General features: G+C 61.9%; 24 protein-coding genes and 1 tRNA gene. 15 read left to right on the top strand and 10 right to left on the bottom strand.

Annotated features, from left to right (window positions below; translation table 11 throughout):
* Positions 1 to 116 precede the first annotated feature (116 nt).
* On the bottom strand, positions 117 to 1,322 hold the full coding sequence (locus NTU39_RS23825) for an HlyC/CorC family transporter (RefSeq protein WP_257958727.1): 1,206 nt from the start codon (positions 1,320 to 1,322) through the stop codon (positions 117 to 119).
* On the opposite strand from NTU39_RS23825, the gene NTU39_RS23820 reads away from it, so the two are divergent.
* A complete protein-coding gene (locus tag NTU39_RS23820) occupies positions 1,321 to 1,446 on the top strand; it encodes a hypothetical protein (RefSeq protein WP_257125707.1) in 126 nt (41 codons plus the stop codon). The two genes, NTU39_RS23825 and NTU39_RS23820, sit on opposite strands and share 2 nt — an antisense overlap.
* A 190-nt stretch (positions 1,447 to 1,636) precedes the next feature.
* On the opposite strand, the gene NTU39_RS23815 is transcribed toward NTU39_RS23820, so the two are convergent.
* Both NTU39_RS23815 and NTU39_RS23810 read right to left on the bottom strand, forming a co-directional pair.
* Positions 1,637 to 1,713: transfer RNA gene (locus NTU39_RS23815), tRNA-Pro, on the bottom strand.
* Between the two features lie 19 nt (positions 1,714 to 1,732).
* Positions 1,733 to 2,662 (bottom strand): polyprenyl synthetase family protein, encoded by a 930-nt coding sequence (locus NTU39_RS23810; protein ID WP_233327767.1) that lies wholly within the window; start codon positions 2,660 to 2,662, stop codon positions 1,733 to 1,735.
* 327 nt (positions 2,663 to 2,989) lie between these two features.
* On the opposite strand from NTU39_RS23810, the gene rplU reads away from it, so the two are divergent.
* The 4 genes from rplU (at position 2,990) to proB (ending at position 6,187) form a co-directional block, all read left to right on the top strand.
* Positions 2,990 to 3,301, top strand: a complete 312-nt coding sequence (rplU, locus tag NTU39_RS23805) for a 50S ribosomal protein L21 (RefSeq protein ID WP_039393314.1) — start codon at positions 2,990 to 2,992, stop codon at positions 3,299 to 3,301.
* Positions 3,302 to 3,329: 28 nt separating this feature from the next.
* Positions 3,330 to 3,590, top strand: coding sequence for a 50S ribosomal protein L27 (gene rpmA / locus NTU39_RS23800; protein WP_257958726.1), 261 nt, complete (start codon positions 3,330 to 3,332; stop codon positions 3,588 to 3,590).
* Between the two features lie 147 nt (positions 3,591 to 3,737).
* Positions 3,738 to 4,868 carry an Obg family GTPase CgtA gene (cgtA, locus tag NTU39_RS23795; RefSeq protein ID WP_150666584.1) on the top strand — a complete coding sequence of 377 codons (1,131 nt, stop codon included), beginning with the start codon at positions 3,738 to 3,740 and terminating at the stop codon, positions 4,866 to 4,868.
* Positions 4,869 to 5,053: 185 nt separating this feature from the next.
* Positions 5,054 to 6,187 carry a glutamate 5-kinase gene (gene proB / locus NTU39_RS23790; RefSeq protein WP_150666583.1) on the top strand — a complete coding sequence of 378 codons (1,134 nt, stop codon included), beginning with the start codon at positions 5,054 to 5,056 and terminating at the stop codon, positions 6,185 to 6,187.
* 110 nt (positions 6,188 to 6,297) lie between these two features.
* Here proB and NTU39_RS23785 read toward each other — a convergent pair whose 3' ends face one another.
* Entirely contained in the window at positions 6,298 to 6,873 is a 576-nt protein-coding gene (locus NTU39_RS23785) for a CNP1-like family protein (RefSeq protein WP_150666582.1), read from the bottom strand.
* Between the two features lie 85 nt (positions 6,874 to 6,958).
* Complete coding sequence (locus NTU39_RS23780; protein ID WP_150666581.1) at positions 6,959 to 7,645, bottom strand: RNA pyrophosphohydrolase; 687 nt, start codon at positions 7,643 to 7,645, stop codon at positions 6,959 to 6,961.
* Positions 7,646 to 7,871: 226 nt separating this feature from the next.
* Between NTU39_RS23780 and NTU39_RS23775 the strand changes: the two genes are divergently transcribed.
* Both NTU39_RS23775 and NTU39_RS23770 read left to right on the top strand, forming a co-directional pair.
* Entirely contained in the window at positions 7,872 to 9,611 is a 1,740-nt protein-coding gene (locus NTU39_RS23775) for a proline--tRNA ligase (RefSeq protein WP_150666580.1), read from the top strand.
* 147 nt (positions 9,612 to 9,758) lie between these two features.
* Positions 9,759 to 10,352, top strand: a complete 594-nt coding sequence (locus NTU39_RS23770) for a MarC family protein (RefSeq protein WP_150666579.1) — start codon at positions 9,759 to 9,761, stop codon at positions 10,350 to 10,352.
* A 114-nt stretch (positions 10,353 to 10,466) separates the two neighbouring features.
* On the opposite strand, the gene NTU39_RS23765 is transcribed toward NTU39_RS23770, so the two are convergent.
* Together NTU39_RS23765 and ffh are read right to left on the bottom strand one after the other, a co-directional pair.
* Positions 10,467 to 11,015: a hypoxanthine-guanine phosphoribosyltransferase gene (locus NTU39_RS23765; protein WP_046289850.1), complete on the bottom strand. Its 549-nt coding sequence runs from the start codon at positions 11,013 to 11,015 to the stop codon at positions 10,467 to 10,469.
* A gap of 107 nt (positions 11,016 to 11,122) precedes the next feature.
* Positions 11,123 to 12,487, bottom strand: coding sequence for a signal recognition particle protein (ffh, locus tag NTU39_RS23760; RefSeq protein ID WP_150666578.1), 1,365 nt, complete (start codon positions 12,485 to 12,487; stop codon positions 11,123 to 11,125).
* A 111-nt stretch (positions 12,488 to 12,598) separates the two neighbouring features.
* Here ffh and NTU39_RS23755 point away from each other — a divergent pair, with 111 nt between their 5' ends.
* The 5 genes from NTU39_RS23755 to NTU39_RS23735 all read left to right on the top strand — a co-directional run bounded on the left by NTU39_RS23755 (position 12,599) and on the right by NTU39_RS23735 (position 18,963).
* Positions 12,599 to 13,483, top strand: a complete 885-nt coding sequence (locus tag NTU39_RS23755) for a cytochrome C assembly family protein (protein ID WP_039393291.1) — start codon at positions 12,599 to 12,601, stop codon at positions 13,481 to 13,483.
* Positions 13,484 to 13,489: 6 nt separating this feature from the next.
* Positions 13,490 to 13,786 carry a PP0621 family protein gene (locus tag NTU39_RS23750; RefSeq protein WP_039393289.1) on the top strand — a complete coding sequence of 99 codons (297 nt, stop codon included), beginning with the start codon at positions 13,490 to 13,492 and terminating at the stop codon, positions 13,784 to 13,786.
* Between the two features lie 231 nt (positions 13,787 to 14,017).
* On the top strand, positions 14,018 to 14,530 hold the full coding sequence (locus tag NTU39_RS23745; protein ID WP_150666612.1) for a DUF1269 domain-containing protein: 513 nt from the start codon (positions 14,018 to 14,020) through the stop codon (positions 14,528 to 14,530).
* A 507-nt stretch (positions 14,531 to 15,037) separates the two neighbouring features.
* Positions 15,038 to 15,637 carry a 1,6-anhydro-N-acetylmuramyl-L-alanine amidase AmpD gene (gene ampD, locus NTU39_RS23740; RefSeq protein WP_257958725.1) on the top strand — a complete coding sequence of 200 codons (600 nt, stop codon included), beginning with the start codon at positions 15,038 to 15,040 and terminating at the stop codon, positions 15,635 to 15,637.
* A 374-nt stretch (positions 15,638 to 16,011) separates the two neighbouring features.
* Complete coding sequence (locus NTU39_RS23735; protein WP_150666576.1) at positions 16,012 to 18,963, top strand: ribonucleoside-diphosphate reductase subunit alpha; 2,952 nt, start codon at positions 16,012 to 16,014, stop codon at positions 18,961 to 18,963.
* Positions 18,964 to 19,078: 115 nt separating this feature from the next.
* Here NTU39_RS23735 and NTU39_RS23730 read toward each other — a convergent pair whose 3' ends face one another.
* The gene (locus NTU39_RS23730) at positions 19,079 to 20,041 is read right to left on the bottom strand and encodes an aldose epimerase family protein (RefSeq protein WP_257958724.1); all 963 of its coding nucleotides are present in this window, start codon (positions 20,039 to 20,041) and stop codon (positions 19,079 to 19,081) included.
* A gap of 589 nt (positions 20,042 to 20,630) precedes the next feature.
* Here NTU39_RS23730 and NTU39_RS23725 point away from each other — a divergent pair.
* From NTU39_RS23725 to NTU39_RS23715, 3 genes are all read left to right on the top strand, one after another.
* Positions 20,631 to 21,773, top strand: a complete 1,143-nt coding sequence (locus tag NTU39_RS23725; protein ID WP_150666574.1) for a ribonucleotide-diphosphate reductase subunit beta — start codon at positions 20,631 to 20,633, stop codon at positions 21,771 to 21,773.
* A 467-nt stretch (positions 21,774 to 22,240) separates the two neighbouring features.
* On the top strand, positions 22,241 to 22,546 hold the full coding sequence (locus tag NTU39_RS23720) for a hypothetical protein (RefSeq protein WP_150575904.1): 306 nt from the start codon (positions 22,241 to 22,243) through the stop codon (positions 22,544 to 22,546).
* 24 nt (positions 22,547 to 22,570) lie between these two features.
* A complete protein-coding gene (locus NTU39_RS23715; RefSeq protein ID WP_257958722.1) occupies positions 22,571 to 23,212 on the top strand; it encodes a histone H1-like DNA-binding protein in 642 nt (213 codons plus the stop codon).
* Positions 23,213 to 23,377: 165 nt separating this feature from the next.
* On the opposite strand, the gene NTU39_RS23710 is transcribed toward NTU39_RS23715, so the two are convergent.
* Entirely contained in the window at positions 23,378 to 23,857 is a 480-nt protein-coding gene (locus NTU39_RS23710; RefSeq protein ID WP_150666572.1) for an outer membrane lipoprotein, read from the bottom strand.
* 19 nt (positions 23,858 to 23,876) lie between these two features.
* Entirely contained in the window at positions 23,877 to 24,812 is a 936-nt protein-coding gene (locus tag NTU39_RS23705; protein WP_039393270.1) for a carbohydrate kinase family protein, read from the bottom strand.
* Positions 24,813 to 25,021: the final 209 nt, after the last annotated feature.

Genomic DNA, 25,021 nt, shown 5'->3' with positions numbered 1-25,021 from the left:
AGGCTTCAGTCTCGTCAAATCCTTGCGGTGTCTCAATCGGAATAACCTGAAAAATAGCGGTAGGTGACGGGCAGTGAACGACTACGACGTGATCGCCTCACGTCGTTCGCGTAGCTTTAGTCGTGATGCGGGGCCCGCGCCGTCGGTTTGAACAGGCGTACCGTTTTGATCGCCTGGTTATCGATCTGCACGATTTCCATACGCACGCCGTCGATCTCGAGACTGACGGACGCTTCGGGAATTTCGCGCAGCACTTCGAGAATCAGGCCGTTGAGTGTCTTCGGCCCGTCGGTCGGCAGATGCAGTCCCAGTCGCCGGTTCAGATCGCGAAGACCCACGCCACCGCCGACCAGACAATCGTCGTCCGCCGTCCACCCCGAACGGCTGCCGCCGGCACCCGGTACGCTCGTCGTGAACTCGCCGATGAGTTCCTCGATGATGTCCTCGGTCGTCACCAGCCCTTCGACTTCGCCGTACTCGTTGACCACGAGTCCCACGCGTCGATGGTTTTCCTGGAAGTACTGCAACTGTCGCAGCGCGGGGGTATCGCTCGGAATGAAATACGGTTCGACGAGCAACGCGCGCAACGTATCGACTGTGAGATCGTCCGGGTGACGCAACGCGGAGAGCGTACGGCGCACCGGCAGAATGCCGACGATGCGATCGATGTCGCCGTCATAGACGGGTAGCTTGTTGTGATAACAGGTTTCGAGTTGCGAGAGGATCGTGTCGAGGGGCGCTGAGATATCGAGCGCTTCGATGCGCGCGCGCGGCACCATCACGTCGTCGACTGCGATGTTCTCGAGATCGAGCAGATTGAGCAGCACGCTACGTGGCTTAGTCGGCATGTAGTTGCCAGCTTCGAGCACGATGGTGCGCAGTTCTTCGGTGGTCAGGCGCGTCTCGCTCGCCGCAGTGCGCGTGTCGATGCGCAGCACGCGCAGCATGCCGCGCACGAACGTGTTGAGCACCCACACGAGCGGCTTCGCTGCCGTCACGATCGGTTTGAGCGGCGTGCTGACGGAAAGGGCGATGCGGTCGGGGTAAGTCGCGCCGACGATCTTCGGTCCGATCTCAGCGAAGATGATGATGAGCAGCGCGATCATTGCTGTCGCGATCGACAGCGTGATGGCGTCGTTGCCGAAGTAGCGCACCGCGATGGACGTGGTGAGCACCGGCACGACCGTGTTGATGACGTTATTGCCGACGAGAATGGTCGAGAGCAGGTCTTCCGTGCGAGAGAGCAATCCCTGTGTCGCGCGCGCGCCGTGTACGTTCATGCGTACGAGGTGCTTCAGTCGATGGCGGTTGAGCGCCATCATGCTCGTCTCGGAAATGGAAAAGAATCCCGAGCAGATGATCAGGAAGGCGACGGCGCAGATCTGCGCCCATAAGGGCAAGGCGTCCAAGCGTTTTGGGGCGGCTAAGCGCGGGCGGTGGCAATGAGTCGCCACTATATCAGAGGGGATTGGAAGGTTTGCTGCGTAGCCAGACGCCGACATCTCATCGGAGGGATGTGACGGACTGCCGACTTTTCGATGGGGCGGACGTAGCGAATGTATCCGGCAGTAGAAATAAAAAAACCGACGGACAAGTCCGTCGGTTTTTTTGCTTTGCTTGAGAGCAAAGTAAATCCTGGTCGGGGTGAGAGGATTCGAACCTCCGGCCTCTACGTCCCGAACGTAGCGCTCTACCAGGCTAAGCTACACCCCGCTTCGATACTGCTACTTCGCTAAGTGCGTCGCGCTATCGAGTAAGAACATAATTCTAGCAGGCTATTTTTATAATGGGAAGAGGGGAGTGTAGAAATAATTCGTGCGGCAGCATCTGCCTCTTCCTGAGCACGTGCGAGCGTGTAGTCGAGCGCACCCGTGCGCTTGATCGCGGCGAGGATCGGCTCGAACTTGTCGGTGCCGCCATTCTCGATGGCTTCGCGTACGAGCGCGCGCTCTTCTTCCGTGCCGTGTTGCAGAACGTGAATCAGTGGCAGCGTCGGTTTGCCTTCGCGCAGGTCGTCGCCAGCGTTCTTGCCCATCGCATCGGTGTCGCCGGCGTAGTCGAGCCAGTCGTCCATCAATTGGAAGGCAGTGCCCAGACGGCCGCCGTATTCGCAGACGGCGGCTTCGGTCTGCGCATCGGCGTTGGCGAGCACCGCCGCCAGTTGCGTCGCTGCTTCGAACAGCGTGGCTGTCTTGTACTTGATGACCTGAAGGTAGCGCGCCTCGTCGACATCGGGGTCGTGCATGTTCAGCAACTGAAGCACTTCCCCTTCGGCGATGACGTTGGTCGCACGCGCGAGGATCTGCATCACGCGCATGTTGTCCACGCTCACCATCATCTCGAATGAACGCGAATACAGGAAGTCGCCGACCAGCACCGACGCCGCATTGCCGAACAGCGCATTGGCAGTCTGCTTGCCGCGGCGCAGATCGGACTCGTCGACGACGTCGTCGTGCAGCAGCGTCGAGGTGTGGATGAATTCGATGACGGCCGCCAGCTCGTAGCGGGCGGGCGATGTCACGCCCAGCGCGCCGGAGACCAGTAGCAGCAATGCAGGGCGTAGCCGCTTGCCGCCCGAATTGATGATGTATTCCGAGATCTGATTGATCAGGACCACCTCGGAGGCCAGCCGATGGCGGATAAGCGTATCGACGGCTTTCATGTCGTCGGTGATGGCGGCCAGTACGTTCTGGGCAGAAGTCGAAGCAGTCAAGACAAGGCTCGGGTGAGGAAAAATTCGCCCCAAATTATATAGTGGGCGCGGCAACTTTCGGGCACCAGGGCCGCGGAATGACTGGAGTTACGGAAGTCTTTGACGCAAAAGGAGAAAGTCTGTATAATTCCCCGTTTTCGTGCGCGCATTCGTTGCGCCGCGTCCGAAAATACTTCGGAAAGCGGGCTGCGGCGGGGGCGTTCGACCGGTAGGTGGAGTCCTTTCGGGACCCTCGGTTTGCACGAGAATTCTCTTGTTTATGAGTGAGGTTCAACAATGTACGCGGTCATAAAAACCGGCGGTAAGCAATATAAGGTTGCTGCTGGCGAAAAGCTCAAAGTAGAACAGATACCGGCTGACATTGGCGCTGAAATCACCATTGACCAGGTTCTCGCCGTTGGCGAGGGCGAATCGATTAAGTTCGGTGCGCCGTTGGTCACTGGGGCTTCCGTCAAGGCTACCGTTGTCGCCCAGGGTCGTCACCCCAAGGTGAAGATTTTCAAGATGCGCCGTCGCAAGCACTACCAAAAGCGTCAAGGCCATCGCCAAAACTACACCGAGCTGCGTATCGACAGCATCAACGGCTAATCGATCGAGCTAGGTAAGGAGTTAAGTCATGGCACACAAAAAAGCAGGCGGATCGTCCCGTAACGGCCGCGATTCCGAGTCGAAGCGCCTCGGCGTGAAGGTGTACGGCGGTCAGGCAATCCTGGCTGGCGGCATCATCGTTCGCCAACGCGGTACTCGTATGCATGCCGGCGAAAACGTCGGTATCGGTAAGGACCACACGCTGTTTGCACTGGCCGATGGCCATGTGCAGTTCGCCGTCAAGGGCGCAGCGAAGAAGCAAGTGGTTAGCGTGGTAGCGGCAACGTAAGCTAAGCCTTTTGCCACCAAAAGGCTCCGCTTCCATGCGGAGCCTTTTTTGTTTCTCCCGCCAGCGCGCACTGGATGCCGCGCGGCGTGGATCATCGAACAGTATTCTGGATCGTCTGCGGACGGTCATTAAGCGGGACGGACCCACATGAAATTCATTGACGCAGCGCGAATCGAGGTGATCGCCGGAGACGGCGGCAACGGCTCGGCATCGATGCGCCGTGAGAAATTCGTGCCGTTCGGCGGACCTGACGGCGGCGACGGCGGTCGTGGCGGCAGCGTGCTCGCCGTGGCGGATCGCAACATCAACACCCTGATCGACTACCGTTATTCGAAGAAGCATCTGGCGAAGGACGGTGAGCGCGGTCGCGGTTCGGACTGCTACGGCAAGGGCGGCGACGATATCACGCTGCGTATGCCGGTGGGCACCATCATTACTGACATGGACACGGGCGAGACCATCGCCGATCTGACCGAACACGGTCAGGAAGTGATCCTCGCGCAGGGCGGTGCAGGCGGTCTGGGCAACATCCATTTCAAATCGAGCACGAACCGCGCACCGCGTCAGACGACGCCCGGCAAGCCCGGTGAGCGCCGCATGCTCCAGCTTGAGCTGAAGGTGCTCGCGGACGTCGGCCTGCTCGGCATGCCCAATGCGGGCAAGTCGACGTTTATCTCGTCGGTGTCGAACGCGCGTCCGAAGGTTGCAGACTATCCGTTCACGACGTTGCACCCCAATCTGGGTGTCGTGCGCACGGCGCCGGGCCGTAGCTTCGTGATCGCCGATATTCCGGGGCTGATCGAAGGCGCTGCCGAAGGGGCAGGCCTCGGCCACCAGTTCCTGCGTCACTTGCAGCGCACCGGTCTGTTGCTGCACATCGTGGACATCGCACCGTTCGACGAAGGCGTCGATCCGGTGGCGGACGCAAAAGCCATCGTCCTCGAATTGCAGAAGTACGACGAGGAGTTGTTCCAGAAGCCGCGTTGGCTGGTACTCAACAAGGTCGACATGGTGCCTGAGGCGGAGCGTGAAGCGCGCGTCGCCGACTTCAAGGAGCGCTACGGCTGGAGCGGCCCGACCTTCGAAATCTCCGCGCTGACGGGCGAAGGTTGCGAGAAGTTGTGTCTGGCGGTACAGGAGTATCTGTACCAGCAGCGTGGCGCGGTCGAAGAAGCGATCGAAGACGCCGCCGCCGATCCGCGTTTCCGCGCAGGTAGCGCCACGCCGCCCGCCGACGCCGCACCACAAATCCCAACGGACGACACGCCAAAGGCGTAAACTCCACATCACTCAAACGCTGGCGCTGACGTCGTAAGGTCTCGAACGTCATCAGGTCCCGGGCCTTGCGCCAACGCCAGCGATCCGGCTGCTGTGGCCCAATGAGAGACGATCCGCACGCGCGGCATCGTCCCGGGGCACGGTGGTCTCGTCTTCCCAATACATCCGCAGGAGAATCCAGGTCCATGCGTTCGGTCATCGCCGATGCCAAGCGGCTCGTGGTGAAAGTGGGCTCCAGTCTCGTGACCAACGACGGTCGCGGGCTGGATGATGTCGCCATTGCGCGTTGGGCGCAGCAGATCGCCGCGTTGCGGCACGGGGGCGACGGACGTCCGCCAAAGCAGGTCGTGCTCGTGAGTTCGGGCGCGATTGCGGAGGGGATGCAGCGTCTGGGCTGGGCCAAGCGCCCGAAGGCCATCGACGAATTGCAGGCGGCTGCCGCCGTCGGTCAGATGGGCCTCGCGCAAGTCTACGAGACGCGTTTCGCCGAGCATGGCGTGCGCACCGCACAGATTCTTCTCACGCACGCCGATCTGGCCGACCGCGAACGCTATCTGAACGCGCGCACGACGCTGCTCACGCTGCTGCGTCTGGGGGTGGTGCCGATCATCAACGAGAACGACACGGTCGTGACCGACGAAATCAAGTTCGGCGACAACGACACGCTCGGCGCGCTGGTCACGAATCTGATCGACGGCGACGCGCTCGTCATTCTGACCGACCAGTCGGGCCTCTACACGGCCGATCCGCGCAAAGACCCCGATGCCGAGTTTGTGCACGAAGCCGAAGCCGGGGATGAGCGCCTCGAAGCGATGGCGGGCGGTGCGGGCACGAACATCGGTCGTGGTGGCATGCTGACGAAGATTCTGGCGGCTAAACGCGCAGCGACGAGCGGCGCACATACCGTGATCGCGTCGGGTCGCGAAGCGGACGTACTGGTGCGTCTGGCCGGTGGTGAAGCCATTGGCACGCAACTCGTGGCGCGCACGGCGGTCCTGACGGCCCGCAAGCAATGGATGGCCGATCACCTTCAGGTGCGCGGTCGTGTGGTGATCGATGCGGGCGCGTGCAAGAAGCTGATGGAAGAGGGCAAGAGCCTGCTGCCGATCGGCGTGATCGACGTCGAAGGGACGTTTGCGCGAGGTGAAGTTATCTCATGTGTCGACGAGACGGGCCATGAGGTCGCGCGCGGCCTATCCAACTACAGTGCCTCGGAGGCGCGCCTCATTCGTCGTCACCCGAGCAGCGACATCGAACAGGTGCTGGGCTTTGCGAACGAGCCCGAACTGATTCACCGCGACAACCTGATCCTGCGCTGATCCGCATCCGCGCAGACCGTCAGATGCGAAAAACGCCGGCACGTGATACGTGACCGGCGTTTTTTTGCGTCATGACGCCGTCGAGGCGGCGGCGTCGGTCCGGCACAGACTTAGCGATAGGCGGCGGGCGTCGTCGGATAGCGCAGGTTCTGGACGATGTCCTTGGCGGAGCCGTAGGGCGTCTTGTCCTGGCAGAGGAAGTCGCGGTACAGAATGCCCTGATACGCGGTCGAGCCGTACGGCTTGATCGGACGCCATTCGCTGTTGCGCGCCGGTGCCCACGTGCCGTCCGGACGGCCGGTCGCGTACAGACGCGATTCGAACGACGAGCAGTGGATGCCCTCGTACGACACGTTGCGCGCACCGCTCTTGCTGCGGATCACCGCGATGTAGCGCACCACGCCGTCTTCCCGGGTGACTTCGATGGACTTCGCGTCGACGGCATAGTCGAGCGTGGCGTTCGGCAGCGTCGAGAAGCTGATCAGATCGGCGTCTTGCGGCGCGGCCGTCGGCATCTTGTATTCCGCCTCCTTCCACTTGCCCTTGGCGGCTTCCTGCTGCGCCATGTATTCGTCAAAGTCCTGAACGGGCTGGGACACGCTGCTGCAGGCGGCGATCAGCGCCAGAGCGGCCAGAGAGACAAGCGTGGCCAGGCGCGGGGCGCGGCGGGCAATCGAAGGACGCATGGGAATGTGGTCGAGAGATCAAAAAAAGCCGACGCGGGCAACCGTGCCCGCGTCCGGTGTTGAGACAGGCCGTCAGCCGCCCGGTTCAGTGCCCCCGGCGGTGCTGAAGGTCGGCACTGTCGGCAGTGCCGGTGTTGGCGGCAGGATCGGCGGTGTCGCTGCCGTCACTGTCGCCACAATTGCCGCCGCCGTAGCTGTCCTCCTGCTCGTGCGACGCATCCGTAGCCCCCGGCGGCATTTCGCCGACCCGGGCACCGGCGCGCGGAAACCGTCGCCGGTCCTGCTGGGCGCGTGCAGCCGAGCGTCGCAGATAACGCGAGAGTTCGTTCAGGGCGAGCTGATACACATCGCGCTTGAATTCGATCACGGCGTCGAGCGGCACCCAGTATTCGTTCCAACGCCAGGCGTCGAACTCGGGATGATCGGTTGCGCGTAAGCAGATATCGCAGTCGCGTCCGACCATGCGCAGCAGGAACCAGATCTGCTTCTGGCCCCGGTAATGTCCGCGCACTTCGCGTTTGATGAACTTGTCCGGCACCTCGTAACGCAGCCAGTCGCGTGTGCGACCGATGATTTTGACGTGTTCTGGCTTTAGCCCGGTTTCCTCGTGCAATTCTCGGAACATGGCCTGTTCTGGCGTTTCGCCGTACTTGATGCCGCCTTGCGGGAACTGCCAGGAGTGCTCGCCCAGCCGCTTGCCCCAGAACACTTCATTGCGTGCGTTTAAGAGGATGATGCCGACGTTCGGGCGAAAGCCTTCACGGTCCAGCATACAACCACCCCTGAATCCTTTAAAATTGCTTCGATTATAAACAGATAATCACCGGCGCGGCGGCCGGCGGCGGCTCGGGTAACCGGGGCGGCGCGTACGGCCGGCGGGTGTCTCAAGGGATGCGAGGATGGCGCACGGCGTCAATCCGCATCGTCCCGGCCCCGCTTCCCTGCATCAGACCGAACCGTCGCGTGCGCCGTTGACCCTATTTTTTCCGGAAATCTGCATGAAAGCCTCTCGTTTCTTCATCGGCACCCTCAAGGAAGCTCCCGCCGACGCCGAAATCGTCAGCCACAAGCTGATGATGCGCGCCGGCATGATTCGCCGCGTTGCTGGCGGCATCTACGATTACCTGCCGATCGGCCTGCGCTCGATCCGCAAGGTCGAAGCCATCGTCCGTGAAGAAATGAACCGCGCCGGTGCGCTGGAACTGCTCATGCCAGCCGTGCAACCGGCCGAACTCTGGCAGGAGTCGGGTCGCTGGGAGAAGTACGGCCCGGAACTGCTCCGTCTGAAAGATCGTCACGACCGCGATTTCGTCGTCGGCCCGACCCACGAGGAAGTGGTGACGGATATCGCTCGCCGCGAGATCAAGAGCTATCGTCAACTGCCGGTGAACTTCTATCAGGTGCAGACGAAGTTCCGCGACGAAATTCGTCCGCGTTTCGGCGTGATGCGTGGCCGCGAATTCATCATGAAGGACGCCTACTCCTTCGATAAGGACCGCGCGGGCCTGCAAGTGTCGTATCAAAAGATGTTCGACGCCTACGTGCGCATCTTCACGCGCCTGGGTCTGGAGTTCCGCGCTGTGGTGGCCGACAACGGCTCCATCGGCGGCTCGGGCTCGCACGAATTCCACGTGATCGCCGAGACCGGTGAAGACGCCATTGCCTACTGCCCGACGTCGGACTATGCGGCCAACGTCGAGATGGCCGAAGCGCTGCCGCCGCAAGGTGAGCGTCCGGCCGCTGCCGAAGCCATGACCAAGACCGCGACGCCGGGCAAGGCCAAGTGCGAAGCCGTGGCCGAGCTGCTCTCGATCCCGCTGGCACGCACCGTCAAGTCGATCGTGCTGGCCACCGACAGCAAAGACACCGGCACGCAGGTTTGGCTGCTGTTGCTGCGTGGCGATCACGAGCTCAACGAGATCAAGGCGAGCAAGGTGCCGGGGCTGGGCGAACTGCGCTTCGCAAGCGAAGCCGAGATTGTCGAATGGTTCGGCACGCCGCCGGGCTATCTGGGCCCGATCGGCACGAAGAAGCCGGTCAAGCTCGTGGTCGATCGCAGCGTCGCGCACATGAGCGACTTCGTGGTGGGGGCGAACGAGAAGGACTTCCACATCACCGGTGTGAACTGGGGCCGCGATCTGCCGGAACCGGAAATCGTCGCCGATCTGCGCAACATCGTGCCGGGCGACGCCTCGCCGGACGGCAAGGGCGAGATCGCCCTGTGCCGTGGCATCGAAGTCGGTCACGTGTTCCAGTTGGGGACGAAGTATTCGGAGGCGATGAACGCCACGTTCCTCGACGAGAACGGCAAGCCGGCGCCGATGGAGATGGGCTGCTACGGCATTGGCATCACGCGTATTCTCGGCGCGGCCATCGAGCAGAACTTCGACGAGCGCGGCATCATCTGGCCGGAATCGATTGCGCCGTTCGAAGTGGTGCTGTGCCCGATGGGTTACGACCGTAGCGACGCCGTGCGGGCTGCCGCCGACAAGCTGTACGAAGACCTGGTGGCCGCTGGCGTCGACGTGATTCTCGATGACCGTGGCGAGCGTCCGGGTGTGATGTTCGCGGACTGGGAGCTGATCGGCGTGCCGCATCGCGTGGTGATCGGCGACCGTGGCCTGAAGGAAGGCAAGATCGAGTATCAGGGCCGTCGCGACACGGAAGCCCAGTTGCTCGACGCCGCCTCGGTGGCGGAAGTCGTCACCGGCAAGGTGCGCGCCGCCAAGGCGGTCTGATCGAGTGACATGCGACGCGTTGCCGGTAATTGCCGGTAGCGCGCCGCACGATGCTCAGGTCTCGCGCGCCTCGTATCGGCACAAACGCATTACCTGACGGCAGTCGCCCCGGCGGCTGCCGTTGTCATATCTGAAGGCGTCGTCTGTATGGAATACACGTTCGCGTCGGCCACCGTGCTGTTGCTGCTGATTACCGATCCGTTCGGCAACATCCCCATTTTCGTGAATGCACTGAAGAACGTGCCAGCGGGCCGACGGCCACGCGTGATCGTTCGTGAGGTCTTGATCGCGTTCGCGATCCTGTTGTTGTTCATGCTGGTGGGCGAGCGATTCCTGCGCATGATGAGTCTCACCGACCTGTCGTTGCAGCTCGCGGGCGGTATCGTGCTGTTCCTGATCGCGCTGCGGATGATCTTTCCGCGTCCGGACCACGGCTCGCTGCCGGACGCCGGTGAGCCGTTGATTGTCCCGCTTGCAATTCCGGCGCTGGCCGGGCCGTCGGCCCTCGCGACCGTCATGCTGCTCGTCTCGCAGCAGCCGGGTCGCATGCTCGAATGGATTACCGCGCTCAGCGTGACGATGGCCGTGTGCGCGGTGGTGCTGTTGCTTGCCGACCGTATCGAGCGATGGTTGGGCTCGCGGGTTGTGGCGGCGTTCGAGCGGTTGATGGGGCTGATTCTGGTGGCGATCTCTGTCGAGATGATCCTGAAGGGCGTGAAAGTTTTCGTCCACCAGTTCTGACGCTGGCTCAGGCGGCCGGCGCTGCCGGGCGACACAAAAGAAAAGGGGCCTTGTGCAAACAGGCCCCTTTCTTATTTGTCGCGGGACGAACCCGGCGACGATGTTGCATTCCGATTAGCGCGGCGTCGTCAGCGCGCGAATCGCAGGCAGGTTGCGCCAGTATCCCTTGGCGTCCATGCCGCAGCCGAAGACGTAGCGATCCGGCACGGTGAAGCCGCAGAAATCCGGATGCGACGGCTTCTCCTTCGTCAGGATCTTCTCGCACAACACGGCGCTGTAGAACTTCGATGCGCCCATTTCGAGAATGCGGTCGCGAATCGCGGCCATCGTCGCGCCTTCGTCGAGAATGTCGTCGAGCACGAGCACCACGCGGTCGCGCACCGAGTCGCGCGGCGCGACGCGCCACTGCATCGCACCACCGGTGGTGGTGTTGTTGTAGCGCGAGAGGTGGATGTAGTCGAATTCGAGCGGGAAGTCGAGGCGCGGCAACAGCATGCCGGTGAAGACGGCCGCGCCGCCCATGACCGACAGCACCATCGGGAAGTCGTCGCCGACGGCGGCCTTGATGGCTTTGGCCATGGTGTCGACGGACCGGTTGACCTCGTCTGCGGAGACGATTTCTTCGGAATTACGGAATACTTCGAGCGCTTCTTCGCGGTTCATATGGGGCGACCCTGTGGAACGGTGTTGCGGGGGTTTCGCTATGTGCGGCCCGGAGTATATACGGAAAGCCCGTAGTTCAGACCGGACCGCGACCGGATGAGTCTCAATCAGCGCATGCCGGGCATCATGCCCTTCATGCTGCGCATCATCTTCATCATGCCACCGCCTTTGAGTTTCTTCATCATCGTGCGCATCTGATCGTACTGATTCAGCATGCGGTTGACTTCCTGCACCTGAACGCCCGCACCGGCGGCGATACGGCGCTTGCGGCTCGCCTTGATCAGTTCCGGCTTGGCGCGCTCGGCGGGCGTCATCGAGTTGATGATGCCTTCCATGCGGCGCACCTGCTTCTCGGCCTGATCCATATTGGTCTGGCTGGCGGCGGCCTGGAATTGGGCCGGCAGCTTGTCCATGAGCGACGACAGGCCGCCCATCTTCTTCATCTGGCCGATCTGCGCCTTGAAGTCGTTCAGATCGAAGTCGCCACCCTTCTTGACCTTGTCGGCGAGCTTTTGCGCGGCCTGAACGTCAACGCCGCGTTGGGCTTCCTCGACGAGCGCGAGAATGTCGCCCATGCCGAGAATCCGGTTCGCCATGCGATCCGGGTAGAAGACTTCGAGGCCGTCGAGCTTTTCGCCGACACCGACGAACTTGATCGGCTTGCCCGTGACGTGACGCACCGACAGCGCCGCACCGCCGCGCGAATCGCCGTCGAGCTTGGTGAGCACCACGCCGGTGAGCGGCAGCGCGTCGTTGAAGGCGCGGGCGGTGTTCACGGCGTCCTGGCCGAGCATGGCGTCGACGACGAACAGCGTTTCGATCGGTTTCAGCTCAGCGTGCAGGGCACTAATTTCCTGCATCATCGCTTCGTCAATACCCAGACGGCCGGCCGTATCGACGAGCAGCACTTCATGGTGATGGCGACGTGCCCAGTCCACGGCGGCGCGGGCGATATCGACCGGCTTCTGGTCGGGTTGCGACGGGAAGAAGTCGGCGTCGACCTGCTTCGTGACCGTCTCCAACTGGGCGATAGCGGCGGGGCGGTAGACGTCGGTGGAAACCGTGAGGACTTTCTTCTTCTGGGCGCGCAGCAGCTTGGCGAGCTTACCGACGGTCGTCGTCTTACCTGCACCCTGCAAACCGGCCATCAGGATGATGGCAGGCGGGGTAGTGGCGAGATTGAGTTCGGCGGCACGGCCTTCGTAGTCGCCGCCCATCAGCGCGGTCAGTTCGCGCTGCACCACGCCGACGAGTGCCTGGCCGGGCGACAGGCTGGAAATGACTTCCTCACCGAGGGCCTTTTCCTTCACCTTGGCGATGAAATCGCGCACCACCGGCAGGGCGACGTCGGCCTCGAGCAGGGCGAGGCGCACTTCGCGCAGCATTTCCTGCGTGTTGGCCTCGGTCAGCCGGGCTTCGCCGCGCAGGGTCTTGACGACTTTGGCAAGGCGCGTAGTGAGATTGTCGAGCATGAAACGTATCCTGTAAGACCTTCAGCGGCCTCGGTTGCCCGCCCCCCGGGCCGTAGACGGCGGTGGCAAGCACGGCAGCGCGCCCCTCATGGGCTGGTGTAAACTTCAAACATGACTATTTTACTGTATGCGCTGACCGCCATCCTCTACGCCGGGTTGGCGGTTTGTTCGTGGCAAGGATACCGGCGCGACGCCGCGCTCGCACTCGCGGGCGGACAAGTCGCGCCTGCGCCCGTCACGGGCACGCCCTCGCGCTGGCCGATGCAGCTTTCGCTGTTCGCCGCGCTCGTGCTGCACGGGGTGTTGCTGCATCAGACGATCTTCCGCGCCGACAGCATGCACTTCGGTTTCGCGTACATGCTCTCGGCCATGTTGTGGCTTTCGGTCGGCATCTACTGGATCGAGAGTTTCTTTTTCCCGCTCGAGAGCCTGCGACTGATGGTCACACCCGTGGCAGCTGTCGCGTGTCTGTTGCCGATGATCTTTCCGGACGTGCGCATTCTGGGATTTGCCGCCAATCCGGTGTTCAAGGCGCACTTCATCATCGCCAACATGGCCTACGGTCTGTTCGCGCTGGCGGCGTTGCACGCATTGCTGATGATCTATGCCGAGCGGCAACTGCATCCGTCGCGCAGCAACGAGGCGACGGGCTGGCTCTCGCGCTGGCTTGAGACGCTGCCGCCGCTGCTCACGATGGAGAAGCTGCTGTTCCGTCTGATCGGCGCAGGGTTCGTACTGCTTACGCTGACGCTGATCTCCGGCGTGATGTTCTCCGAGGCACTCTTCGGGCGCGCGGTGCGCATCGATCATAAGACCGTGTTCGCGGTGGTGTCGTGGCTGATGTTCGGCGCGGTGCTGCTGGGGCGGCATTTTTACGGGTGGCGCGGCAAGGTCGCGCTGCGTTGGGTTCTGGCGTCGTTCGTGGCGCTGTTGCTGGCGTATGTCGGTTCTCGCTTCGTGCTTGAGGTGGTGCTGCATCGCATGACGGAGACTTGAAGCGCGATGCGCAATATCCTGCTGTTACTGTTGCTCCTTATTGCTGGGACGTGGTGGATGCGTCACAACGAGCGTAAGCGCAATTCCGAAGGCCCCCAACGAAATGAGCGCATGCGCACGCCGCAGGGCAATGGTGGCCAGACCACGACCCAGCAATCGCTGCCGCCCGCCGAGCGCATGGTGCGTTGCAGCGAGTGCGATACCTATCTTCCCGAAAGCGAATCGTTGTCGGGCGCTGGCGGCAAACACTTTTGCAGCACCGCGCATCGCGACGCCTACCTCGCGCGCGAACACCGCGTCTGAGTCCTGCTGCGCGGCCCGTCCGCGCAGCGATCGCGCATCCCTGCACATCTCTGCTCATCTCGCCCGATCCCCTGAGTCCCTGCGAACGCTTTGCATCGCCGCTCACGGCCTGCACCGGCTTGCGCATGCCTGTCGCATGCACTAAAACACAGTAACCGACCCCATTCGTCGAGCTGTGTCGAAACGGTCTTACAGGCGGACGGGGCGACGACAGGAGGGCGCAACATGCTAATGCGCAGACGGATGTATTTCCTTCTTCCCGATCTGGCCAGTGCCCAGCGCACGATGAGCGATCTGTTGCTCGCCCGGATCGAGGAGCGTCACATCCACTTTATGGCACGTGACGAAATGGACCTGGAGGGACTGCACGAGGCTAACCTGCTACAGACTTCCGATATCGTGCACGGCGCCGAAGCCGGGCTCGTGATCGGCGGCTTCTGTGGTCTGGCAGTCGGTGCAGTCGCGGCGTTTTTCCCCATCGTGGGCACACGTCCCCAATGGGAGTTGATGATCGTGACGGCACCGCTCGGCGCGCTGTTCGGCGCATGGGTGTCGAGCATGATCGGTGTCTCGGTGCCTAACTCGCGACTCAAGACGTTTCGTGAACCGCTGGAGCGCGGCATGATCCTGCTGATGGTGGATGTGCGCGAGAGCCGCGTCGAGGAGATTCGCGAGATGCTCAAGGAGCATCACCCCGAAGCCCATATGGAGGGCATCGAGGCCGCGATTCCGGCGTTCCCCTGAAATCGAACGGAGGGAGACCAAGGACAGTGACGTTATTGCGAGTGCCAACGCGTTTTACCGGCCGGCAACGGCCATTAGCGTCGCACCTGTGAGCGGCGCGGGATGGTGTCCGTGTTGTATGACACGAGAGCGGTGCCATCCCCGGGCGTGGACACGCCCACGGAAGCCTCTCGGCCAGGTCAGGCGAGGGGCTTCTTCTTTGGGAATTTCCTTTTTATTTTTCGACTTGTTTCGGACGAAGTCCCACACGACACTGGGACTTCGCCTGCCTCGCGGCGGACTTCCCGACCGGGCCGGTCACCGGCGACGTCACGCCAAGTGGGCTACAATGCCACCCCTCGCTCTACGGGAGTTCGTTGTGCCCGTCATGCTCCAGTCATCTGCGTCCCCTAACGTTTCGCTCCGGTCGTTTGCCCCGCTGCTATCTGTTCGATCGTCTCCATCGACGCGTAGATTCGGGTGGCGCAGCGGCGTCGACGTCGCAGCCGCGCGTTCGCGAGGTGACGCATGAACGCACCGGACAAACTGCCCGCGCTCACACTCGACGCCGAAGGATGGGTGCGAGAGGCGGAGCGCCTGCCGTCGCCGAACTTCGACGTGCGTCCGCCGGGTATGCCCATCGGTTTGCTCGTGGTCCACAACATCTCGCTGCCGCCGGGGCAATTCGGCGGCGACGAGATTCCGGCGTTCTTCCAGAACCGGCTCGATCACGATGCGCATCCGTTCTTCGACGAGATTCGCGGCGTGCACGTGTCGTCGCATTTTCTGGTGCGTCGCGATGGTGCGTTGCAACAGTACGTGTCGTGCGATGCGCGGGCGTGGCATGCGGGGGCGTCGTCGTTCGAGGGACGCACGCGCTGCAACGATTTCTCGATCGGCGTCGAATTGGAAGGGACGGACGACGTACCTTTCACGGCGGCGCAGTACGCGACATTGGCGGCGCTTACGCGTGTTTTGCGTGAGCATTATCCGATTCAAGCCGTGGCCGGACATGCCGATATAGCACCTGGTCGGAAGACGGACCCGGGGCCGCACTTCGAGTGGCAACGGCTGCGTCGGATGGCCGCGCTGGCGCCGGAGGCGCTGCCGTTTCAGAAGGCAGATTAACCCTCACCGGGTGGCAGGTTTTGCTTGACACGAAGACCCGACGGGCCTTCCCGGGAATGAAATTTTTGAGTTTGCGGAGTGCGTCATCTCCACTATACTTAGTGCCAATCCGGCCCCCAACCACTACATATAGTGGTCAGTGACCGGGAAGCAAGATCCATCAATACCGTGCTTGTCCTGCGGCGTTTTGTGGGGCGGCACAGCAGCAAAGCCGTGCAGCGGACACCTCGAACCCTTGGCCGTCCGTCGGTCGTGCGGTGTTCAGCACTTCGCTCCATCGGCGCCCCCAGGGCGCATTTTTGCCGACTTCAGTACTCAGTATTGCTGGTGGAAGTGCGCTAACAGCACCATCTCATTGGAACGGGAGTTTTTACATGCAGACTAACGAAAACCTCACCCGCCCGAACCCGACGCCCGCCGCGAACGCTGGCAGTGGCACGGGTGCGTCGGCGCCCCAGACGACGGGCGCATTCGAGCCGGCAACCAACGCCGACTTCAAAGTGATCCGACGCAACGGCACGGTGGTGGGTTTCGAGCCGTCGAAGATCGCAATCGCCGTGACCAAGGCATTCCTGGCAGTGAACGGCGGTCAGGGTGCGGCTTCGGCGCGCGTACGCGAGCTCGTGGAACAGTTGACGGAAAACGTCGTGCGCGCATTGGTGCGCAGCCGCCCGAACGGCGGTACGTTCCACATCGAAGACATTCAGGATCAGGTCGAACTCGCGCTGATGCGTGAAGGCGAGCACAACGTCGCCCGCGCCTATGTGCTGTACCGCGAGAAGCGTTCGCAAGAGCGCGCTCACGCTGGCGAGACCACGCAAGAGGCGGCAACGCCCGACGCCCCGGTGCTCAATGTCACCGACAACGGTGTGACGCGCCCGCTCGACATGGCGGCACTGCGCGGCGTGGTGAACGCAGCCTGCGACAATCTCGGCAGTGAAGTCACCGCCGAGCCGATTCTGGCCGAGACCATCAAGAACCTGTACGACGGCGTGCCGCTGTCGCAGGTCTACGATTCGGCGATCCTCGCCTCGCGTACCCTGATCGAGAAGGAACCGGCATACAGCCAGGTCACCGCACGTATCCTGATGCACACGATCCGCCGCGAAATCCTCGGCGAAGAAGTGCCGCAGGGCCAGATGGCTGCGCGTTACATCGAATACTTCCCGCGTTTCATCAAGCAAGGCGTTGACGCCGAACTGCTCGACGAGCAACTGCTCTCGTTCGATCTGGGCAAGCTGGCCGCCGCGCTCGACGCCAACCGCGACCTGCAATTCAACTACCTCGGCCTGCAAACGCTGTACGACCGCTACTTCCTGCATATCGATAGCCATCGCATCGAAATGCCGCAGGCGTTCTACATGCGTGTGGCCATGGGTCTGGCACTGAACGAAGTCGAGCGCGAAGCGCGTGCGATCGAGTTCTATCAGATCCTGTCGAGCTTCGACTTCATGAGCTCCACGCCGACGCTGTTCAACTCGGGCACGCGTCGCTCGCAGCTCTCGTCGTGCTATCTGACGACCGTCTCGGACGATCTGGAAGGCATTTACGAAGCGCTCAAGGAAAACGCACTGCTGTCGAAGTTCGCCGGTGGTCTGGGCAACGACTGGACGCAGGTTCGCGCACTCGGCTCGCACATCAAGGGCACGAACGGAAAGAGCCAGGGCGTGGTGCCGTTCCTCAAGGTGGTCAACGACACGGCCGTAGCCGTGAACCAGGGTGGCAAGCGCAAGGGCGCGGTCTGCGCCTACCTGGAAACGTGGCACCTGGACATCGAAGAATTCCTGGAACTGCGCAAGAACACGGGTGACGATCGTCGCCGTACGCACGACATGAACACGGCGAACTGGATTCCCGATCTGTTCATGAAGCGCGTGATGGAAGGTGCGGAGTGGACGCTGTTCTCGCCGTCGACCTGCCCGGATCTGCACGACAAGTACGGCCGCGCGTTCGAACAGGCTTACACGGCTTACGAAGAGAAGGCCGCACGCGGCGAGATCAAGCTGTTCAAGAAGGTGCCCGCACAAGCGCTGTGGCGCAAGATGCTGGGCATGCTGTTCGAAACCGGCCATCCGTGGATCACGTTCAAGGACCCGTGCAACATCCGCTCGCCGCAGCAACACGTGGGCGTGGTGCACTCGTCGAACCTGTGCACGGAAATCACGCTCAACACGAGCGAGACGGAAATCGCCGTGTGTAACCTCGGCTCGGTGAACCTCGTGGCTCACCTGAAGCAGACGGCCAACGGTTACGAGCTGGATCACGAGAAGCTGCAACGCACTATTCGCGTGGCGATGCGCATGCTCGACAACGTCATCGACATCAACTACTACGCGGTGGCGAAGGCGCGCAACTCGAACCTGCATCACCGTCCGGTGGGCATGGGCATCATGGGCTTCCAGGACTGCCTGCACCTGCTGCGCACGCCGTACGCATCGAACGCCGCCGTCGAGTTCGCCGACCGTTCGATGGAAGCGGTTTGCTACTACGCTTACTGGGCGTCGACCGAGCTGGCGAAGGAACGCGGTCAGTACTCGTCGTACAAGGGCTCGCTGTGGGATCGCGGCATCCTGCCGCAGGACTCGCTCAAGCTCCTGATGGAAGAGCGCGGCGGTTACGTCGACGTCGATCTGTCGAGCACGCTCGAGTGGGACAGCCTGCGCAAGCACATTGCCGCGCACGGTATGCGCAACTCGAACTGCGTGGCTATCGCTCCGACGGCCACCATCTCGAACATCATCGGCGTGTCGGCCTGTATCGAACCGACGTTCCAGAACCTGTACGTGAAGTCGAACCTGTCGGGCGAATTCACGGTGGTCAACGAGTACCTGGTGCGTGACCTGAAGGCCCGCGGTCTGTGGGACGAAGTGATGGTCGCCGACCTGAAGTACTTCGACGGTTCGCTTGCCCGTATCGACCGTGTGCCGGCCGACCTGCGCGAGATCTACGCCACGGCGTTCGAAGTTGAGCCGAAGTGGCTGGTCGAAGCAGCGTCGCGTCGTCAGAAGTGGATCGATCAGGCGCAGTCGCTCAACATCTATATGGCGGGTGCGTCGGGCAAGAAGCTTGACGAGACGTACAAGCTGGCCTGGACGCGTGCACTGAAGACCACGTACTACCTCCGTACGATGGCCGCAACGCACGTCGAGAAGTCGACGGTCAGCCACGGCGCACTGAACGCAGTGCCGAGCTCGGGTGGCGTGTCGGGTGGCTTCTCGGCCGAGCCGACCTCGCCGCTGGCGCAGCCGATGCCGGAAGCCGAAGGCGCCGTCTGCACGATGCGTCCGGGCGACCCGGGCTTCGAAGAGTGCGAGGCTTGCCAGTAAGTTGTTTGTGATGCGGTGCCGCATGTCACATGCGGCTCGCGTCTTCGGGAAAACCCCGTCGATCCGAAAGGGCGACGGGGTTTTTCTTTGGCTGCGGCTAACGTGTGTTTTCGGATCAGGCCAGATCGATGCGCATCGACAGATCGAGCGTCTGACCGTGAGCGAGCACTACGTGGTCGGTGTCGAACTCGCCCACGCGATGCGTCGACGGCTCCAGACAGAGATAGGGGCGGCCAGCGGGCGAGTGCAGGACGAGCCAGGTCGCATCGTCGCTACGCACGGTGGCGCTGCGCAGCCCGCCAGCGTAGTCGATGCGGGCGTCGAAGCGTCCCGACTCGGTGGGGACTTCGGCAAACCAGGTCGAACGTCCGCCCGTATCCAGGCCACCGCCGACCGACACCACTTCCATCTGCCCGAGGTGCACGCGTTGCTCGCTCGGCCAGCGAATGTCCTCCGACGGCGAGCGCCACAGCGCCTCGGACTCGAACGCCACGCGCGCGCCGGCGGGCCAGCGAAAGTACGGGTGCAGGCCGAGCCCTGCGGGCATGTCCTGCGCCGAGAGGTTGGTGAGCGAGAGCTGCATGTCGACGCCTTGCTCGTCGAGCGTCACCGAAAGGTACGCCTGATAGTGCCAGGGCCATTCGGGCTGCGCGGGGCTGTCGAGTTGCAGCACGCAGCAATGCGTGCTTTCGTCGACGACCTCCCACGCGCGTCGCAGCCCCCAGCCATGCAACGAACTCGACGTGGCGGGCGTCTCGTGAACGGCGATCGTGCTACCGCGCCAGTGCAGCGTGTCGTCGCGCAACATATTGGTATACGGCAGCATTGGGAACGCACCGGCCTTGGGCCATTCGTCCGAGGAAAATGGCTCATTGCCGAGCGGTACGAGGTAGTCGAACAGGTCGCCGCGGGTGTCGCGACGCGCCAGACGCGACAGGCGCGCGCCGCAACCCGGCTGCACTTCGGCGATGAGCGCACCTCTGGTGAGGCGGATCGGTTTGCCGGGGGTGAGGGTGAGCGGTGTCGGACCCGGTTCGTTGGCCGGGGCCTGTGCGCCGTCGGCGCGTGGGGATGTCATCGTCAGTATCTCCTTCGTTGGCGCCGGGGAGGTGGTGGCAGTGGCGCGCGCCGCAATCTTGTGTTCCGGTCCGCGACGCTCTGGCGCTTGCCGCACAGGATACGCCAATGCGGCCGCGCGTCATTTTGATGCACTGCAAACGCTGTCGTGCGGCGTCGTTTCGTGGCAAGATGCCGGTCCCGCAAGGCCGCGCGTCACGTGACGACGGTATGCTCGCAAACACTAGGTATTGTGGTGGCGGCATGACACGACACAATATATGGTGTCGATGGACTGGAATGCGTGACGGTATTGTGCTAAATTGGAGTCATTCGATCGACGTCGGGAGATCATGATGTTGCAAGACAAAGATTGCAGCCTCGGGACCGGAGTCATCATCGACGTTGTCATTCAAATTAGCGCGAAAGCGAATCTGCTTTACCCCCAATACCAAGCATTGCCACTCGCGGATTTTTCGTCGTCGTCCTCTGATTGACGGCAGCAATATCGCAATTTTTTCGTCGGCCTTCGTGCGCGAACGGCTGATCTGTCACTTCGGCGATACGCGTACCAAACGTGTTTCGCATCAACCTGAACGGACCGAGACCCTATGCTGAACTGGGAAGAAGAGACCTCTACCGCCAAACCGGCACCTGCCGCAGCACCGGCTGCGCCTGCATCGAACATTCTGGGCACGCAAGACGACGCGCCGCACACGATCGCCTCGCAGTCGACGCGCCGCGTGAGCGCCTCGGACAAGCGCGTGATCAACGGCACGACGGACGTGAACCAACTGGTGCCGTTCAAGTACAAGTGGGCCTGGGAAAAGTACCTTGCCGGTTGCGCGAACCACTGGATGCCGCAGGAAATCAACATGTCGCGCGACATCGCCTTGTGGAAGGACCCGAACGGTCTGACCGAAGACGAGCGCCGCATCATCAAGCGCAACCTCGGCTTCTTCGTGACGGCCGACTCGCTTGCCGCGAACAATATCGTGTTGGGCACCTATCGCCACATCACTGCGCCGGAGTGCCGTCAGTTCCTGCTGCGTCAGGCGTTTGAAGAAGCGATCCACACGCACGCCTATCAGTACATCGTCGAAAGCCTGGGTCTGGACGAAGCCGAGATCTTCAACGCGTATCACGAAGTGGCGTCGATCCGCGACAAGGACGAATTCCTTCTGCCGTTCATTGAAGTGGTGGCCGATCCGTCGTTCAAGACGGGTACGCAGGAAGCTGACCAGAAGCTGCTGCGTTCGCTGATCGTGTTCGCCTGCATCATGGAAGGTCTGTTCTTCTACGTGGGCTTCACGCAGATTCTGGCGCTGGGCCGTCAGAACAAGATGACCGGTGCTGCGGAGCAGTATCAGTACATCCTGCGCGACGAGTCTATGCACTGCAACTTCGGCATCGACCTGATCAACCAGGTGAAGCTGGAAAACCCGAATCTGTGGACGCCGGAATTCCGCGAAGAGATTCGCGAGCTGTTCAAGAAGGCAGTCGAGCTTGAGTATCGCTACGCAGAAGACACGATGCCGCGCGGCGTGCTCGGTCTGAACGCGGGCATGTTCAAGAGCTACCTGCGCTTCATCGCGAATCGTCGTTGCGCACAGATCGGTCTCGAAGCGCTCTACCCGAACGAAGAGAATCCGTTCCCGTGGATGAGCGAAATGATCGACCTGAAGAAGGAACGAAACTTCTTCGAAACGCGAGTGATCGAGTACCAGACCGGTGGCGCACTGAGCTGGGACTAAGCATTGAGTGAAAAATGGATGCGTCGCGCAAAGCGAGCATCCATGCGGGTTTCGAGAGGGTGGTGTGTGCGTGCCCGGCACGCGCGACTGATGCAAGAGAAGACGAAGAAGAGGCGTCGGTCACACACATCATCCTCACTCGCACGTTGAAGTTCTCGCTTCGAAGTTGGCTTCGGAGATCGCTTCAGAGATTGCAGTGAAGCGCATGTCGAAGACACAGCAGAGCACGTCGAAGACATCGAACACACGCATCGCACGCATCGACATGCGAGTGTGATGTGCATCAAATACAACAGATTGACTTCTTCGTTACGATTGATGTGCGCTTTTTTACGCACAAAGTATTAACATCGCATCACAAAAGAATTATTATTCGCTCAAATAAATTGCAGTCTCGATGAACACACGAAAGCACTCACTGCTTTCCTCCCGCGACAGAGAGCTGGTAGTTACGGAGCGTAAAAACCTTGGTGCATAGCAAGCTGTATCGCTTATCCGCTATCGCAATCTCCTCCATCCCGATGACGGGACAGGCAAGCTACCCCCCGAAGAATCTGGCGATCCCCCTTTCTCAAGACAATCGAATTGCTGGCGGCAATGTCGCCGGCAATTTTTTTGCGCGCGTGACCACATACGGTCAGCGTCATGCGCGCAGCGCCGAATTCATTAGCGTAAGCGGTCGTAGTTCGATGCGTACGCCGATGAATAGCCCGCTCGCCGGCGGTTCCCGCACGGTGGTCGGGTTTCCTTCTCAGGTAGTTTCGTTTGAGTGATCTCTCACGTTAAGGAGTTTTGTCATGGCTACGATTAAGAAGGCTGTTGCCAAGAAGCCGGCGGCTAAGAAAGCTGTCGCCAAGAAGCCCGTTGCAAAGAAGGCCGCCGCCGCCAAGAAGCCGGTAGCGAAGAAGGCTGTCGCTGCCAAGAAGCCGGTAGCGAAGAAGGCTGTTGCCGCTAAGAAGCCGGCAGCAAAGAAGGTTGCCGCCAAGAAGCCGGTCGCCAAGAAGGCAGCGGTGAAGAAGGTTGCCGCTAAGAAGCCGGTCGCCAAGAAGGCAGCGGTGAAGAAGGTTGCCGCCAAGAAGCCGGTTGCCAAGAAGGCAGCAGTGAAGAAGGTTGCCGCCAAGAAGCCGGCCGCCAAGAAAGCAGCAGTGAAGAAGGTTGCTGCCAAGAAGCCGGCCGCGAAGAAGGCAGTTGCTGCCAAGAAGCCGGCTGCGAAGAAGGCTGCGGCCAAGAAGCCTGCTGCAAAGAAGGCTGCTGCTAAGCCTGCTGCGAAGAAGGCCGCTGCGAAGCCTGCCGCGAAGAAGCCTGCTGCGAAGAAGCCGGCCGTCAAGAAGGTTGCCGCTAAGCCTGCTGCTGCTCCGGCCGCAGCACCCGCTGCTGCACCGAAGACGGCACTGAACCCGGCAGCGGCATGGCCGTTCCCGACCGGCAGCCGTCCGTAATCCGAGTGCCGATGCAGGAACCAAGGCACTTAGGTGTCTTCTGATCGGGTAGGCCTACCCGGTCCGAAACCCGCTGTGATGAGTGATCGTCACAGCGGGTTTTTTCATGGCCAAACAAAAATGGGCGACCCGAAGTCGCCCATTTTTTCGGTGTGACGTGTCGCCTTAGTGCGTTACACGCGTCACGCCGCCGCTCGAGAGCAGGCGCACGCGCTGACCCGGCTGGAATGCCTCGTCGGCATCCTGAGTAATCGCGCGCAATTCACCGTTGTCCAGACGCACGGTGATCTCGAGACCGGCCTTCTTGCTCACGCGGCTCTCGATGGCCTGACCGGCCACCGCACCGAGAATACCCCCGACGATGCCCGTCGCAATCGAACCGCGACCGCCACCGATGGCGCTGCCGCCAATGGCGCCGAGCGCGCCGCCACCGGCGATGCCCAGAATGCCCGGGTCACCGTTGCTGCTATCGATCGTGACCGGACGCACCGATTCGACCGTGCCCATTCGCACGACCTGTTCGCGTTGCGCCTGACGGCTGTTGTAGACGCTTGCCGAGTTGCTCGGGCCGAACGCCGTGCAGGCGGACAGTGTGAGCGACGCCGCAGCGGCGAGGATGATTAGCGGTGTGGTGAGTCGTGCCATCGTTATGCCTTTCGTCAAATCATTCGAAGCGGTGGCCGAACGCTTCTTCATATTGCGCTTCGATTTCCGAGCGCGTCGGTGCATACGTCTGCGGACCCTGCTCGGCAATCTTGAGCGAACCCATCAGGCTGGCCAGGCGGCCGGTCGTCGGCCAGTCGAGGCCCTTTTCGATGCCGTACAGCAAACCACCACGGAACGCGTCGCCGCATCCGGTCGGGTCGACGACACGCTTGGCGGGCACGGCAGGAATGTCGTGTTGCTTGCCGCCGGCGAAGATCTGGGCCCCGTGTTCTCCGCGCGTGACGACAAGTGCCTCGACACGCGACTGGAGATCTTCCATCGACCATCCGGTCTTCGTGCAGAGGAGCTTGGCTTCGTAGTCGTTGACCGCCAGATACGTGGCAAGTTCCACCATGCGACGCAGTGCCTCAGGCGACAGAATCGGCAGGCCCTGACCCGGATCGAACATGAACGGCACGCCCGCAGCGGCGAAACCTTCGGCGTGCGTGAGCATGGCGTCCGAGGCGTCCGGTGCGACGATGCCGAGCGTGGCGCCCTTTGCATCGGCCACGCGGTTACGCGACGAGAACATCATCGCCCCCGGGTGAAAGGCGGTGATCTGGTTGTTGTCCAGATCGGTGGTGATCATCGCATTGGCCGTCATGCTGTCCGTGACCGTGCGCACGAACTCCGTCGTCATACCGAGCGACTGGAAGCGCTCAAGGTACGCGGCGCCATCTTCACCGACCGTCGCCATGACGACCGGCGAGCCACCCAGCAGATGCAGGCTGTAGCCGATGTTGCCGGCGCAGCCGCCGAAGTTGCGACGCATTGTCGGCACGAGGAAGCTGACGTTCAGGATGTGCACCTGATCAGGCAGGATGTGCTCGCCGAAGCGACCTTCGAACGTCATGATGTTGTCGTAGGCCAGCGAGCCGCAGATCACGGTAGTCACGGGAAAGTCCTTGCGAAAAGTAAGCGGGGGAGCGCCAGCAGAAGACGGCAGACGGTGATGACCAGTCGCGCTGTCTTGGGCCGCTGGACAAAAACGCGCCGGCGCATTGGCGGCACCGGCTCGGGTAAGACAAAGACTGCGTATGCTGCAAATGCGGTTCGACTCGCCTATGAAAGACGGTTTATGTCGGGTGATTTATACCAGCCAAC

Origin of the sequence: Pandoraea commovens (assembly GCF_024704525.1) — a bacterium.
GTDB lineage: Bacteria > Pseudomonadota > Gammaproteobacteria > Burkholderiales > Burkholderiaceae > Pandoraea > Pandoraea commovens.
This window is presented reverse-complemented; position numbering and strand designations above follow the sequence as displayed.